The organism is Allokutzneria multivorans (assembly GCF_039537405.1).
In the GTDB taxonomy this organism is placed as follows: domain Bacteria; phylum Actinomycetota; class Actinomycetes; order Mycobacteriales; family Pseudonocardiaceae; genus Allokutzneria; species Allokutzneria multivorans.
Map to the genome: position 1 here is coordinate 517,263 of NZ_BAABAL010000019.1, position 14,000 is coordinate 531,262.

Annotated in this window: 14 protein-coding genes and 2 tRNA genes; 6 read left to right on the plus strand and 10 right to left on the minus strand. The window is 70.1% G+C overall.

The genetic code is table 11. The annotated features are described in order from the left end of the window. Positions 1–25: 25 nt before the first annotated feature. Complete coding sequence (locus ABD798_RS30430) at positions 26–703, plus strand: pyridoxamine 5'-phosphate oxidase family protein (RefSeq protein ID WP_425549296.1); 678 nt, start codon at positions 26–28, stop codon at positions 701–703. Between the two features lie 11 nt (positions 704–714). Here the strand turns inward: ABD798_RS30430 and ABD798_RS30435 are convergent, their stop codons facing one another. The 4 genes from ABD798_RS30435 to ABD798_RS30450 form a co-directional block, all read right to left on the minus strand. After that, the gene (locus tag ABD798_RS30435) at positions 715–1,194 is read right to left on the minus strand and encodes a cysteine dioxygenase (protein ID WP_344882404.1); all 480 of its coding nucleotides are present in this window, start codon (positions 1,192–1,194) and stop codon (positions 715–717) included. A gap of 216 nt (positions 1,195–1,410) precedes the next feature. Beyond that, on the minus strand, positions 1,411–2,517 hold the full coding sequence (locus ABD798_RS30440; protein WP_344882407.1) for a cystathionine gamma-lyase: 1,107 nt from the start codon (positions 2,515–2,517) through the stop codon (positions 1,411–1,413). Beyond that, positions 2,514–3,527, minus strand: coding sequence for an NAD(P)H-dependent glycerol-3-phosphate dehydrogenase (locus ABD798_RS30445; protein ID WP_344882410.1), 1,014 nt, complete (start codon positions 3,525–3,527; stop codon positions 2,514–2,516). The genes ABD798_RS30440 and ABD798_RS30445 overlap by 4 nt, the downstream gene beginning before the upstream one ends. Continuing rightward, entirely contained in the window at positions 3,524–4,267 is a 744-nt protein-coding gene (locus ABD798_RS30450; protein ID WP_344882414.1) for a lysophospholipid acyltransferase family protein, read from the minus strand. Before ABD798_RS30450 ends, ABD798_RS30445 begins: the two co-directional genes overlap by 4 nt. A gap of 112 nt (positions 4,268–4,379) precedes the next feature. Here ABD798_RS30450 and cofC point away from each other — a divergent pair, with 112 nt between their 5' ends. From cofC to ABD798_RS30470, 4 genes are all read left to right on the plus strand, one after another. Beyond that, positions 4,380–5,024, plus strand: a complete 645-nt coding sequence (gene cofC, locus ABD798_RS30455) for a 2-phospho-L-lactate guanylyltransferase (RefSeq protein WP_344882418.1) — start codon at positions 4,380–4,382, stop codon at positions 5,022–5,024. 70 nt (positions 5,025–5,094) lie between these two features. Then, the gene (locus ABD798_RS30460) at positions 5,095–5,313 is read left to right on the plus strand and encodes a hypothetical protein (protein WP_344882421.1); all 219 of its coding nucleotides are present in this window, start codon (positions 5,095–5,097) and stop codon (positions 5,311–5,313) included. An 85-nt stretch (positions 5,314–5,398) separates the two neighbouring features. Then, positions 5,399–7,567 carry an RNA degradosome polyphosphate kinase gene (locus ABD798_RS30465; RefSeq protein ID WP_344882424.1) on the plus strand — a complete coding sequence of 723 codons (2,169 nt, stop codon included), beginning with the start codon at positions 5,399–5,401 and terminating at the stop codon, positions 7,565–7,567. Continuing rightward, complete coding sequence (locus ABD798_RS30470) at positions 7,564–8,487, plus strand: NUDIX hydrolase (protein ID WP_344882426.1); 924 nt, start codon at positions 7,564–7,566, stop codon at positions 8,485–8,487. The genes ABD798_RS30465 and ABD798_RS30470 overlap by 4 nt, the downstream gene beginning before the upstream one ends. Before the next feature lie 126 nt (positions 8,488–8,613). Here the strand turns inward: ABD798_RS30470 and ABD798_RS30475 are convergent, their stop codons facing one another. The 3 genes from ABD798_RS30475 to leuC form a co-directional block, all read right to left on the minus strand. Beyond that, positions 8,614–9,264, minus strand: a complete 651-nt coding sequence (locus ABD798_RS30475; protein ID WP_344882429.1) for an HU family DNA-binding protein — start codon at positions 9,262–9,264, stop codon at positions 8,614–8,616. Positions 9,265–9,482: 218 nt separating this feature from the next. Then, on the minus strand, positions 9,483–10,085 hold the full coding sequence (gene leuD, locus ABD798_RS30480; RefSeq protein ID WP_344882433.1) for a 3-isopropylmalate dehydratase small subunit: 603 nt from the start codon (positions 10,083–10,085) through the stop codon (positions 9,483–9,485). 18 nt (positions 10,086–10,103) lie between these two features. Beyond that, complete coding sequence (gene leuC / locus ABD798_RS30485) at positions 10,104–11,507, minus strand: 3-isopropylmalate dehydratase large subunit (RefSeq protein WP_344882436.1); 1,404 nt, start codon at positions 11,505–11,507, stop codon at positions 10,104–10,106. 94 nt (positions 11,508–11,601) lie between these two features. Here leuC and ABD798_RS30490 point away from each other — a divergent pair, with 94 nt between their 5' ends. Then, positions 11,602–12,303: an IclR family transcriptional regulator gene (locus tag ABD798_RS30490; protein ID WP_344882439.1), complete on the plus strand. Its 702-nt coding sequence runs from the start codon at positions 11,602–11,604 to the stop codon at positions 12,301–12,303. A gap of 580 nt (positions 12,304–12,883) precedes the next feature. On the opposite strand, the gene ABD798_RS30495 is transcribed toward ABD798_RS30490, so the two are convergent. The 3 genes from ABD798_RS30495 to ABD798_RS30505 all read right to left on the minus strand — a co-directional run bounded on the left by ABD798_RS30495 (position 12,884) and on the right by ABD798_RS30505 (position 13,976). Further along, a tRNA-Glu gene (locus tag ABD798_RS30495) sits at positions 12,884–12,956 on the minus strand. 30 nt (positions 12,957–12,986) lie between these two features. Then, positions 12,987–13,058: transfer RNA gene (locus tag ABD798_RS30500), tRNA-Gln, on the minus strand. A 159-nt stretch (positions 13,059–13,217) separates the two neighbouring features. After that, positions 13,218–13,976, minus strand: coding sequence for an HAD family hydrolase (locus tag ABD798_RS30505; RefSeq protein ID WP_344882442.1), 759 nt, complete (start codon positions 13,974–13,976; stop codon positions 13,218–13,220). Positions 13,977–14,000: the final 24 nt, after the last annotated feature.

Consider the following 14,000-nt stretch of genomic DNA (forward strand, 5'->3'; position numbering starts at 1 on the left):
GGTGGCTCTTCGGCAAGGCCACTTCATGCGACAGGTTAGGGAGGTGACCAGACTGCCGCTCTCCCCGACCGCACGCAGCACCGTTCGGCGTGGCAAGGACCGCGCGACGTCAGAGCGCACCGACCTCGACGAAGTGCTCGACGCCGGTGTGATCTGCCACCTCGGCGTGGTGGTCAACGGAGCGCCCGTGGTGCTGCCGACCTGCTACGGCTGGGAGGACAACACGCTGTACGTGCACGGCTCCACGGGCGCGAGCACGCTGCGGACCGCCATCGCGGGCGCCGAGGTCTCCGTGGCGATCACGCTGCTGGACGGGATCGTCTACGCCAGGTCGGTGTTCCACCACTCCGCCAACTACCGCTCAGCCGTGGTGCACGGTCGCGCGCGGCTCGTCCAGGAGCCGGACGAGAAGCTGCACGCGCTCGAAGTGATCACCGAGCACGTGGCGCCGGGCTCGTGGGACTACACGCGCAGGCCGACGCAGAAGGAGCTGGCCGGAACCTCCGTGCTCGCGCTGGAGCTGACGGAGGCCTCGGTGAAGATCCGGCGTGGACCGCCCGGCGACGACGAAGCGGACGTGACCGACGGCTCGTGCTGGGCCGGAGTCCTGCCGGTGCGCCAGGTCTGGGGCGAGCCCGAGCCGTGCCCCCTGCTACCCCCGAACGCCACTGCGGCCCCCGAACACGTCAGGGGCCGCAGCTAGGTCAACAGCGACTAGGACTTCGCGACGGGGCCGGTGAGGAGGTCCTGGCGGTACTCCGTCATGCCCTGCCTGCGCGGGCCGAAGACGTGGATGCTGACGGCGGGGTCCGGGCTGGAGTTGCGCACCTCGTGCACGTACGACGGGCCGAACGCGCGGGTCTGCCCGGCGGTCAACGCGTGCACCAGCTCAACGGGCCTGCCGTCGGCGCCCACGCGGGCCACGCGCTCCACCAGGGAGCCCTGGACCACGGTGAACGCACCGTGTCCGCCGTTGTGGTCGTGCAGCTCGGTGTGCTGGCCGGGGAGCCAGCTCATCAGCCAGATCTCGTGCTCGTCGGTCTTCTCGACCAGCCCCACCCAGCGGTCGACGGGGTCGTAGCGCAGGCGGTGCGCCCAGCGGGAGCGGTCGGCGGCGACCTGGAGCGCGATCCGGGCGGGGTGCAGGAGCACGGGGCGGTCGCCGGGCAGGGTGTTGGGCGGAACAGCGAACATCGGTGTGATTCCTCAGGAATGTGGTGATGGTGCGGGCACGCGCACGGCGTCGCCGATCAGGCGGACGGGGTTGGTGCGGCCTCGCGAGGTCAGACGGGGCGGTTCACCACGAAAGACAGAGCGCGCTGGCAACCCGGACGAGGGCGATGTGGCCCATCCGGTGCGTCATGGCGCGCGAAGACATGCCTGAATCGAACAGGAGCCCCGCACACCCCGTCAAGTCGTTACAGCGTTGAGGGCTTGAATCACATCGGCGAGGAGATCATCGGTGTCCTCGACGCCGACGGACAGCCTGACCAGCCCCTCCGGCACGGGGTCTCCCCACTGGGCGCGCCGATCGCCCGTGGTGTGCAGTCCCCCGAACGAGGTCGCCGCCGTCACCAGGCGCGCGGCGGCGACGAACCGGTCCGCCGTCACGGCATCGGCCAGCTCGATCGTCACGACGCCCGGGAACCGCCGCATCTGCGAACGCGCGATCTCGTGCGCCGGGTCCTCCGGCAGGCCGGGCCAGCGCACGGTGCGGACGGCCGGATGCGCGAGCAGCGCGGAAGCGAGCACGGCGGCGGTCTCGCTCTGCCGGGCCAACCGGAGGTCGAGCGTGCCGAGGCTGCGGTGCGCGAGCCAGGTCTCGAACGGCGCGGGCACGGCACCACCGAGCGTGCGCGCCTTGCGGAGCCGCTCGGCCAACGCGGCGTCCACTGTGGACACGTGGCCGAGCAGGACATCGCTGTGGCCGGTCAACGCCTTGCTGTCGCTGGCGACCACGAAGTCGGCACCGAGCGCGAGCGGCTGCTGACCGAGCGGGGTCGCGGTCGTGTTGTCCACCGCCACAAGGGCTCCCGCCGCGTGCGCACTGTCCACGAGGGACCGGATGTCGCACACGTCGAGCCACGGGTTGGACGGCGTTTCCAGCAGCACCAGGCGAACGCCGGTGAAGTCGGACCACGGCCCCGGGGTCGGCACGTGCCGAACGGAGACGTCCATCTCCTCAGCGATGAAGGTCCGCGTGGCGAAGTACCCGTCCGACGGCACCACGACTGTGTCCCCGGAGCTGACAAAAGCTCGCAACAGCGTGCTGATCGCCGCCATGCCGGACGGGAAGAGCACGCACTCCCCGCCGTCGAGCTGGCCGATCGCGGCTTCCAGCGCGCGCCACGTGGGATTGCCGGAGCGCGCGTAGTAGTCGGGCTGGGCGCGGCCGGGGGCGCCGTCGAGGTGGTAGGCGGTCGCGAAGACCGGACCCGCCAGGAACGGCTCCCCCACAACGGATTCGGACTGTCCTGAGTGGACGCACCGGGTCCCGTCGCCCCAGCCCTGAGTCATGAGCGCTCCGGCTTCTGCTTGCGGCCCAGCAGTTCCGCGACCATCTCGCGCGGCTCGATCTCGCCGTCGCACAGCCGCTGCACGGCCTCGGTGATCGGCATCTCGACACCGTTGCGGGTGGCCAGCTCACGGATGGACGAGCAGGACTTCACGCCCTCGGCGACCTGTCCGTGCGCGGCCTCCTGGGCCTGCGCGAGGGTTTCACCCCGGCCGAGGCGCTCGCCGAAGCTCCGGTTGCGCGACAGCGGTGAGGAGCACGTCGCGACCAGGTCGCCGAGCCCCGCCAGCCCGGCGAAGGTCAGCGGGTCGGCCCCGAGCGCTGCGCCGAGCCTGCTGGTCTCCGCGAGCCCCCTGGTGATCAGCGAGGCAGCGGTGTTGGTGCCGAACCCGAGGCCAACGGCGATGCCGCACGCCAGCGCGATCACGTTCTTGCACGCGCCGCCCAGCTCGCAGCCGACCACGTCGGTGATCGTGTACGGGCGGAAGTAGGTGGTGGCGCAGGCTCGTTGCAGCTGCACGGCGCGGTCGTGGTCGGGGCAGGCGATGACGGTCGCGGTCGGCTGGCACACCGCGATCTCCATCGCCAGGTTCGGCCCGGAGACCACGGCGACCTGGTCCTCCCGCACCTCGGCGACCTCGCGCACGACCTCGCTGATCCGCTTGAGCGTGCCCAGCTCGACGCCCTTGGAGAGGCTGACCAGGGTCGCCCCCGGAGGCAGCAGGTGCCGCCAGCCCGCCAGGTTCTCCCGCAGGTGCTGGCTCGGCACGCCCAGCACGACCACCTCGGCGCCGTCCAACGCCTCAGCGGCGTCCACGGTGGACCGCAGCCGCTCCGGCAGGGTGATCCCGGCGAGGCGGTCGGGGTTCTCCTTGCGCTCGTTGATCGCCTCGGCCAGCTCGGGCCTGCGCGCCCACAACGTCACGTCTCGCCCCGCGTCGGCGAGCACCTTGGCGAAGGTGGTCCCCCACGACCCGGCGCCGAGAACGGCGATGCGCTGCGCGTCGTTCACTTGCCCTCCTCCTGCTTGTCCTTGCGGGCCTTGCGCGGGGAGTAGAACTCCGTCGGCGCGGGCTCACCGCGGACCTCGGCGAGCAGGTCGCGCACCTCGCCCATCAGGTGGTCGGTGACCTCGCGCAGCAGCTCGTTGTCGAGCGCGCGCCCCTGGAACTTCGACAGGTCGAGCGGGTCGCCGACGCGCACGACGACCGTCCGGCGCGGGAACAGCTTCGGCAGCTTGTGCTTGCGGTCCATCACCTGCTGCGTGCCCCAGTGCACCAGAGGCAGCACGGGAACCGAGCCGTTGACGCAGTGCTCGACGGCGAGCCGGGCGACGCCGGTCCTGGACACCATCGGCCAGTGCTCGGGGTCCTTGGTGAGGGTGCCCTCCGGGAAGATCGTGACGACCTTGCCCTCGCGCAGCGCCTTGTTCGCGGCCTCGAGGCTGTTGCGCGCGTCGGCGGTGCCCCGGCTGACCGGGATCTGGCCCGCGCCGCGCAGGATCGGCCCGAGCAACGGGATCTTCCACAGGCTGTCCTTGGCCAGGAACCTCGGCACCCGCTTGGCCTGGTGCACGTACACCGCGGTGTAGGGCGGGTCGAGCAGCGAGATGTGGTTGCCGACCAGCAGGACGGCGCCCTGCTTGGGCAGCTTGTCCTGGTCGAGGAACTTGCGCCGGGCCAGCACCCTGGTGGCGGGATAGAACATCGCCGCGGCGACACCCACCCAGAAGCCGCCCTTTTCCCTGGCCACGCGTTGCCTCCCGTTCACGGCCCCGCCGAGCGCGGGGTGAGGTGAGTCTTCCCGCAGCGGTGCCGTCTGGTCCAGCCGGACACCGAACCGGGACTTGGGGTAAGGATGAACCGTGTCCCAAGGAGTCGATCTGGTGGTCCCGGTCAAGTCGCTGCACCGGGCGAAGTCGCGGTTGCTCGGCGCGGCCGACCGCGGCAGGCGCGATCCGGGCGCTCACGCGGCCTTGGCGCTCGCGCTCGCCTTGGACACGCTGACCGCCGCCGCGAACGCGCCTGGCGTGCGCCGAGTGGTAGCTGTCACATCGGATGCCGAGGTCGCTTCAGCCGTACGTGAAATCGGCGTCGCGTCCGTCCCGGACATTCCCGGCGGTGGCCTCAACGCGGCGCTGCGGCACGGCGCGCGGCTTCTCCGCGAGGCGGACCCCACGGCTCGGATCGGAGCTCTCCAAGCCGATCTGCCCGCGCTCCGGGCGGCCGAACTCGGCGCGGCGATCGCGGCGTCGGAAGGCGGTCGAGCGCACTGCCCGGACCGCCAGGGCACCGGCACGACGCTGCTTCTCTCAAGCGCCACCGAAGAACTCGACCCGCATTTCGGCCCGGGTTCCTCAGCCGCCCACACCGCGAGCGGAGCACGCGCGCTGCTGGGCGACTGGCCCTCGTTGCGCTGCGACGTGGACACCGAGGAGGACCTGACGATCGCCGCCGCGCTCGGCCTCGGCCGTCACACCTCCGGCCGTCTCTGCGCGCCGCGCCCGTAGGCAGTACCAGGAACAGGCGACGGCAAGCACGATCTTCCTCAGGTACTCCACCGGCGCTATCGTGCGTTTCGTGCGCATTTCTGACCAGGAGACCTCGCAGCAGGCGACGGTGCACTCCGTGCTCCCGGACGGCTCGGTCACCGTCGTCGGCGACGACGGACTGCTGCACACCGCGCCCGTGGAGGCCGTGCGCGCGGGCGGTTGGCGCGCGCCCCGCCCCGGTCAGCGCGTGGCGCTGCGGCGCGAGGAGAGCACGATCACGGCGATGCTGCCGCCCACACAACGATGAGTTCATCTCAGCGCTGTGACAGGTTCACCACTCCGAGTGCCTCGAACAGCGCTGATGTGCTCCCGGTGCGGAACAATGGCGCAACGTGAGCCCGGACAGCAGCGAGAGCAGACCAGCAGGCCGTCCAGCGGGGGGCGACCCGGCGCACCAGCGCTCCGTCCCGCCCCCTCCGGCGGCGACGAGGCTGGCCGTGCCGACGGACCTCCCCGACGACCGGTACTTCAACCGGGAGCTGGCGTGGCTGGACTTCAACGCCAGGGTGCTCGCGCTCGCCGAGGACCCCTCTGAGCCCCTGCTGGAGCGGGCGAAGTTCCTCGCGATCTTCGCGTCGAACCTCGACGAGTTCTACATGGTCAGGGTCGCCGGGCTGAAGCGCCGTGACGAGACCGGCCTCTCGGTGCGCAGCGCCGACGGCCAGTCCCCGCGCGAGCAGCTGGCCCGGATCTCCACCCGCACCCAGGACCTGGTCGAGCAGAACGCGAGCGTCTTCCTCAACGAGCTGCGGCCGGAGCTGGAGAAGCACGACATCCGCATCGTCGTGTGGGACGACCTCGACGACGCCGACAAGCTGCGGCTGAGCACCTACTTCACCGAGCACATCTTCCCGGTGCTGACCCCGCTCGCGGTCGACCCGGCGCACCCGTTCCCCTACATCTCCGGGCTCTCGCTGAACCTCGCGGTGACGGTGACCGACCCCGAGGACCGCACGGAGCGCTTCGCCCGCATCAAGGTCCCGGACAACGTGCACCGGCTGGTCCGCGTCGAGCTGGACAAGGACGCCGACACCGCGACGTTCCTGCCGCTGGAGGACCTGATCTCGGCGCACCTGGACAAGCTGTTCGCAGGCATGGAGATCAGCGAGCACCACGTGTTCCGGGTCACCCGCAACGCCGACCTGGAAGTCGAGGAGGACCAGGACGAGGACCTGTTGCAGGCGTTGGAGCGCGAGCTCTCCCGCCGCCGCTTCGGTCCCCCGGTGCGCCTGGAGGTCGAGGAGTCGATGAGCGAGCACATGATGGAGCTGCTGCTCCGCGAGCTCGACGTCGACCCGCACGACGTGGTCGAGGTGCCCGGTCTGCTCGACCTGAACTGCCTGTGGCAGCTCTACGCTCTGCACCGGCCGCAGCTGAAGAACGCGCCGTTCGTGCCCGCGACGCACCCGGCCTTCGGCGAGGGCGAGACGCCGAAGAGCGTGTTCCAGACGCTGCGCGAGGGCGATGTCCTGGTGCACCACCCGTACCACGCGTTCTCCACGAGCGTGCAGCGCTTCATCGAGCAGGCCGCCGCGGACCCGCACGTGCTCGCGATCAAGCAGACGCTGTACCGGACCTCGGGTGACTCCCCGATCGTCGACGCGCTGATCGACGCGGCCGAGGCGGGCAAGCAGGTAGTCGCGCTCGTCGAGCTGAAGGCGCGCTTCGACGAGCAGGCGAACATCAAGTGGGCACGGGCGTTGGAGCGCGCGGGTGTGCACGTGGTCTACGGGCTCGTCGGCCTCAAGACGCACTGCAAGACCGCGCTCGTGGTGCGCCAGGAGGGCTCCACGATCCGCCGCTACTGCCACATCGGCACCGGCAACTACAACCCGAAGACAGCGCGGCTGTACGAGGATCTCGGCCTGCTGACGGCGGAACCCTCGGTGGGCGCGGACCTCACGGACCTCTTCAACGTGCTGACCGGCTACGCGCGGCAGAGCACCTACCGCAGCCTTCTCGTGGCCCCGCAGGGGGTTCGGCGCGGCATCGTGGAGCGCATCGAGCGCGAGATCGCCCACGCCGCCGCGGGACAGACCGCCGGGATCCGCCTCAAGGCCAACGCGGTCGTGGACGAACAGGTGATCGACGCGCTGTACCGCGCCTCGCAGGCCGGTGTGCCCGTGGAGATCGTGGTGCGCGGCATCTGCTCCTTGAAACCGGGAGTTCCGGGTCTGTCCGAAACGATCCGCGTGCGCTCGATCCTCGGCCGTTTCCTGGAGCACTCCAGGGTCATCCACTTCGCGGGCTGCGACGAGTACTGGCTCGGCAGCGCGGACATGATGCACCGCAACCTGGACCGCCGGGTCGAGGTGCTGGTGCGGGTCACCGACCCCAAGCTCACCAGGGACCTCTCGGCCATGTTCGACGTGTCGATGGACGAGAGCACCCGCTGCTGGGTGCTCGGTCCCGGCGGCGGGTGGACGCCGTCGCCCGCCGAGGGCGAGCAGGTGCTGGACCTCCAGACGGAGATGCTGCGGCGGTACGGAGCGAAGGCGTGAACGAGGTCTACGCGGCGGGCGCCGTGCTGTGGCGCTGGGACTCCTCCGGCAAGCCCGAGGTCGCGGTGGTGCACCGCCCCCGTTACGACGATTGGACGCTGCCCAAGGGCAAGCAGGACCCCGGGGAGACCACTCCGGCGACGGCGGCGAGGGAAGTCCTTGAGGAGACCGGGTTCTCCCCCGTGCTCGGCAGGAGCCTCGGCAGGGTCCGCTACCCACTGACCACAGTGGACGGCCGAAGTGGACAGAAGATCGTCGACTACTACTCCGCTCGGGTCAACGGTGGCGAGTTCGTGCCGAACGAGGAGGTCGACGCGCTGCGCTGGCTCGCGCCGGAACAGGCCGCCGTGCTGCTCAGCAGGAACACCGACCGCACCGTTCTGGACGCGTTCACCGCCCTGCCGCCGAACACCACGACCCTGCTCCTCGTGCGGCACGCCAAAGCCGGGAAGCGCGACAAGTGGGAAGGCGACGACGACCTCAGGCCGCTCAGCAAGAACGGCGTGAAACAAGCCGCGGCCCTTCGTGAACTATTGCCGCTTTACGGTCCGGACCGGGTGTTCTCGGCCCCTCGCGTGCGGTGTTCGCAAACCGTGGAAGGCGTCGCTGAGGATCTCGGTGTCGCCATCAGGGAAGAGCCCTCGCTGAGCGAGGAGGGCTATTGGCCGCATCCCTCCGAGGGCGTCGGCCGACTGCTGGAGATCGCCGCTGAGGGCGGCACACCGCTGGTCTGCAGCCAGGGCGGGGTGATCCCGCACGTGGTGGAGCACCTGGCCCGCTCCTCCGGTGTCACCACGCCCGCGCTGGCGGCCCGCAAGGGCAGCCTGTGGGTGCTGTCGTTCACCACCGAGGGCGGCGGCGCCCCGGTCCTGGCGGCGGCCGACTACCTCGCCAGCCCGCTGCCGAAGGAAAACGACTGAGTCTCACGTCCGTCCACTCTGGACGGACATGACGGTGCAACGACAGCGGGGCCCGGTCCACTCGGACCGGGCCCCGCTTCACTGCGTCACTGCGTCAGCAGGCACCGCGCGAGGCGGTGGGCTGCCTTACTTCTTGGCGCGCGCCGGCTTCTTGGCGGCGGGCTTGGCGGCGGCCTTGGCCGTGGTCGCCTTCTTGGCGGCGGCGGGCTTGGCAGCGGCCTTCGCGACGGTCGCCTTCTTGGCGGCGGCCGGCTTGGCGGCGGCCTTCGCCGTGGTCGCCTTCTTGGCGGCCGGCTTGGCAGCCGGCTTCGCGGCGGCCTTGGTCGGCGCCTTCTTGGCGGCGGCGGGCTTGGCGGCGGCCTTGGTGGCCGGCGCCTTCGTCGCGGTCGCCTTGGCGCGCGTGGTGGTCTTCGCGGCCGCGGCGGTGGCACGGGTGCCGGCCTTGGCGGCGGGGGCGGCGGCCGGGGCAGCCTTCTTCGCGGCGGCGACCTTCGGCAGCTTCTTGGTGCCGCTCACCACGTCCTTGAACGTGGTGCCCGCGCGGAAGGCGGGGATGTTGGTCTTCTTCACCTTGACGGTCTCACCGGTGCGCGGGTTGCGCGCGGTGCGAGCGGCGCGGGCGCGCTTCTCGAAGACGCCGAAGCCGGTGATCGTGACCTTCTCGCCCTTGTTGACGGTGCGGACGATGACGTCCACGAGACCGTCCACAGCGGTGTTGGCGGTCTTCTTGTCACCAAGGCGCTCCGCGAGCGCCTCGATCAGCTGGGCCTTGTTCACTTTCAGTCCCTCCCAGGACAGTCACGGCCCAGTCGGGCCGACTACTTGGCCCAAGATAGGCCCAACAGAGCGCATTCTCCACACGCCACGCCCAAAAACCTTTACGGCACGCGAGAATTGCGCCCTTCCGAGCTACAACCCCTCGGGGGCCTGTCCTGGGAGGGAAAAACGGATTAGTGCTGCTCAATCCCCTTTGGCAGTAGTGGTTCCGCCCCGCCTCAGGCCCCGGATGCGGTCTGTGTCACGGGAAGCCAGGACGGGCGCTCTCGTTCAAAAAAGTCGATCTCTTGGGCGTGTCGCAGGGTGAGTCCGATGTCGTCGAGGCCCTCGAGGAGCCTCCAGCGGGTGTAGTCGTCGATGTCGAAGCGGGCCGTGAAGTCCTTCGCACGGACGGTCTTCTCGGTCAGGTCGACGGTGATCTCCGTCCCCGGCTCGGTTTCCAGCAGCTTCCACAGCTGCTCGACGTCGGACTGCTCGCAGCGCGCGGCCAGCAGCCCGGCCTTCCCGGCGTTGCCGCGGAAGATGTCCGCGAAGCGCGAGGAGATGACGACGCGGAAGCCGTAGTCAGCAAGTGCCCACACGGCGTGCTCCCGCGAGGAGCCGGTGCCGAAGTCGGGGCCCGCCACCAGGACGCTGCCCGAGCGGAAGGAGTCGTCGTTGAGCACGAAGTGCTCGTCCGCCCGCCACGCGGCGAACAGGCCGTCGGCGAATCCCGTGCGGCTGACCCGCTTCAGGTAGACGGCGGGGATGATCTGGTCAGTGTCCACGTTGGACCGCCGCAGCGGGACGCCGACACCGGTGTGGGTGGAGAACGGTTCCATGGTCGTGAATCGCCCTTCTCAGTCCAGGTCCGCGGGGGAGGCGAGGGTGCCGCGCACGGCGGTGGCGGCGGCCACGAGCGGGGACACCAGGTGCGTCCGGCCGCCCTTGCCCTGCCGTCCCTCGAAGTTCCGGTTGGAGGTCGAGGCGCTGCGCTCGCCAGGGGTGAGCTGATCCGGGTTCATGCCAAGGCACATCGAGCAGCCCGCCTGGCGCCACTCCGCGCCCGCGTCGAGGAAGACCTCGTGCAGCCCTTCGGCCTCGGCCTGTGCGCGCACACGCATCGACCCGGGCACGACGAGCATGCGCACACCGCCCGCGACCTTGCGCCCCTTGAGGACCTCGGCCGCGGCGCGCAGGTCCTCGATGCGGCCGTTGGTGCACGAGCCGAGGAAGACGGTGTCGACGGAGATCTGCCGCAGCGGGGTCCCCGGCGCCAGGTCCATGTACGACAGGGCCTTCTCGGCCGCGAGGCGCTCGCCCTCGTCGGCGATCTGCTCCGGGTCGGGAATCGAGGCGTGCAGCGGAAGGCCCTGCCCCGGGTTGGTTCCCCACGTGACGAACGGCGTCAGGTCGTCGGCGTTGATGTGGATCTCGCGGTCGAACTCGGCGCCCTCGTCGGTGGCGAGCGTGCGCCAGTACTGCACGGCGGCGTCCCAGTTCTCGCCCCGCGGCGCGTGCGGACGGCCTTCCAGGTAGGCGAAGGTGACCTCGTCCGGCTCGATCATCCCGGCGCGCGCGCCCGCCTCGATGGACATGTTGCAGACGGTCATCCGGGCTTCCATGGACAGCGCGCGGATCGCGCTTCCCCGGTACTCCAGGACATAGCCCTGTCCGCCGCCGGTGCCGATCTGGGCGATGACCGCGAGGATCACGTCCTTCGCGGTGACGCCCGGCCGCAGCTCGCCGTCGACCGTGATGGCCATGGTCTTGAAGGGGCGCAACGGCAACGTCTGCGTGGCCATCACGTGCTCGACCTCGGAGGTGCCGATGCCGAAGGCCAGCGCGCCGAACGCGCCGTGCGTGGAGGTGTGGCTGTCGCCGCACACCACGGTCATCCCGGGCTGGGTGAGCCCGAGCTGCGGGCCGACCACGTGCACGATGCCCTGTTCCGCGTCCCCCATGGGGTGCAGGCGGACGCCGAACTCGGCGCAGTTGCGGCGCAACGTGTCCACCTGCGTGCGCGAGACGAGGTCCGCGATGGGCTTGTCGATGTCGACGGTGGGGACGTTGTGGTCCTCGGTGGCGATCGTGAGATCGGGTCGGCGGACGGGGCGCCCGGCGAGCCGCAGGCCCTCGAACGCCTGGGGGCTGGTCACCTCGTGCACCAGGTGCAGGTCGATGTAGAGCAGGTCGGGCTCGTCACCAGTGCCCTGGCGCACCACGTGCGCCTCCCACACCTTCTCCGCGAGCGTGCGTGCCATCGCTTCTCTCCGTGGGGTTTCTCGCGTGCGCTCCCGGCGGCCGCGCGGGAACCACGTCTGGACTTCCCGCAATATGGGAAGTTAGTATCGGCTTGTGGGACAGCATAGCGGCATCGGCGTCTTGGACAAGGCAGTGGCAGTGCTGCACGCGGTGGCGAAGGACCCCTGTGGTCTCGCGGAGCTGTGCAGCAGAACGGGTCTTCCCCGTGCGACGGCGCACCGTCTCGCGGTGGGACTTGAGGTGCACAGGTTGTTGCAGCGCGGGGCCGATGGCCGTTGGCGGCCCGGTGGCGCGCTCGCGGAGTTGGCCGGCGGGGCGACCGATCCCCTTGTGGACGCGGCGAGTTCGGTGTTGCCGCGGTTGCGCGACATCACCGGCGAGAGCGTGCAGCTCTACCGCAGGGACGGCATCGCGCGGATCTGCGTCGCCAGTGCCGAGCCTCCGAGCGGCCTGCGCGACACCGTTCCCGTCGGCGCGCGCTTGCCGATGACAGCGGGCTCCGGCGCCAAGGTTCTCCTCGCGTGGGCCGATCCCGCGACCCAGCGAGCCGTCCTCACCGACGCCGTCTTCGGCGAGCGCACGCTCCTCGACGTCCGCCGTCGCGGGTGGGCCCAGAGCGTCGCCGAGCGCGAGCCCGGCGTCTCCAGCGTGTCCGCTCCCGTCCGCGACACCACCGGCGCCGTGGTCGCCGCTGTCTCCGTCTCCGGCCCTGTCGACCGCATAGGCCGCCGCCCCGGCGCCCGCTGGGCCGCTGACCTCCTGGCCGCCGCCGAGGCCCTCCAGTCCCGCATGTAAGCCCCCGCAGCCCCCACTACACACACCGAAGCCCGGACTCCCCGAGTCCGGGCTTCTCTCTTGCTCGGCAGGTTCCAGCGCAGGGGGTCGGCCTGACCTGGGGCCCCTCGCGCGTGCCGTAGTGGGCCGGACGGGCACGGTGATGAATCCCCGGCCCACGCCCGCAAGCGTATGGCACGCGCACCCCAGGTAAAGCCGCCCCAAGTCCCAGCCCCGCCCCACTCCCGAAGGCACCCCAGTCAGGCGAGCAAACTTGAGCCCACATAACAAACCCGCATACGCCGTAACAGCCCCACCGCCACCAACGACATACCCATTTACACCCTTTTACAAAAACCCCACAAACACCCACCACACCAAAACCGAATTACCCACAAGTACCGACCCAAAACCAAGGCAACCCAAACCAACCCACAAACGCAACAGGCGAAGGCGAAGCCGAGCAACACGATGGCGACCACAGCGCCGGGGGTCCGGGGGCGGAGCCCGCCGGCGTGGGGGCGTGGGGGCTCGGCCCCCACAGGGCAATGCGAAAAAGCCCGTACTCACGCATTCCGTGAGTACGGGCTTCCCCGCTTTGTAGCCCCGACGGGATTTGAACCCGCGCTACCGCCTTGAGAGGGCGGCGTCCTAGGCCGCTAGACGACGGGGCCTTGAACTAGGGAGGTGTTTATCCTGCCCTGCTGGGGTACTAGGACTCGAACCTAGAACGGCAGAGCCAGAATCTGCTGTGTTGCCAATTACACCATACCCCACCGCATTCGGGGCGGTCTTCCGGGGCCTTGTTTCGGTTCCCGGTGGGCCGTCCCTCGTGCTGAAATGAATACTAGACCACGCCCCCGCGATCCTCCAAATCGGCCCCCTTCACGCGCGTAACCGCAGGTCAGCGCCGTGGAAGGGGGCCGGACAGTTGATCAGGGAGTGATCACGTGGCAGGAGGTCTCGACGGGGGCAAGGTCGCAGACGAGAGCCTCGGGCAGTTCGTCCAGGGTGCTGATCGTGAGAACGCCCTGAGGAACCTGCGCATGACTGTCGCCCCGGTCCAGCCAGACGCCGTGCAGACCGGCGTCTCGGGCGCCGACGGCGTCCAGGTCGAGGCGGTCCCCGACGTGCACGACCTGCTCCGGCGGTAGGCCGAGCGCGACCGTGGCGGTGTGGAAGATGGCCGGGTCCGGCTTGGCGACGCCCAGCTCACCGGCGATGATCACGTGGTCGAACACCTCGGCGAGGCCGAGGTCGGCGATCTTCATCCGCTGCAGCGGCCCGGAGGCGTTGGTGATGGCCGCGATGCGCAGCCCGGCGGCGCGCAGCCAGTCCATGCAGGGCCAGACGTCCTCGTAGACCTCCCAGGCGGCCCGCATGGCCTCGACCCGCAGCTCCTCCCGCCCCGCCAGCTCGGAGTCGGCCAGCTCGACGCCCAGTTCGGCGAAGAAGGCCCTGGTCCGCTCACGCCGCATGGTGTCGTAGTCGACCTCGCCCGCGAGATAACGCGCCAACTGCATTTCGGTAACGCGTTCCCATAACGGCCACGCGTCGTCGTGACCGACCAGCGCGGCGAGCCCGCGCCGTGAAGAAGTCACATAGTCGACCAACGTGTCGTCGATGTCGAAGCACACAGCACGGATTTGTCCGACCTTCTCGGAGGAGGGGATAGGAGCTAAGGCGGATGTCACCCAGTGAGATTACGCGCTTACCAA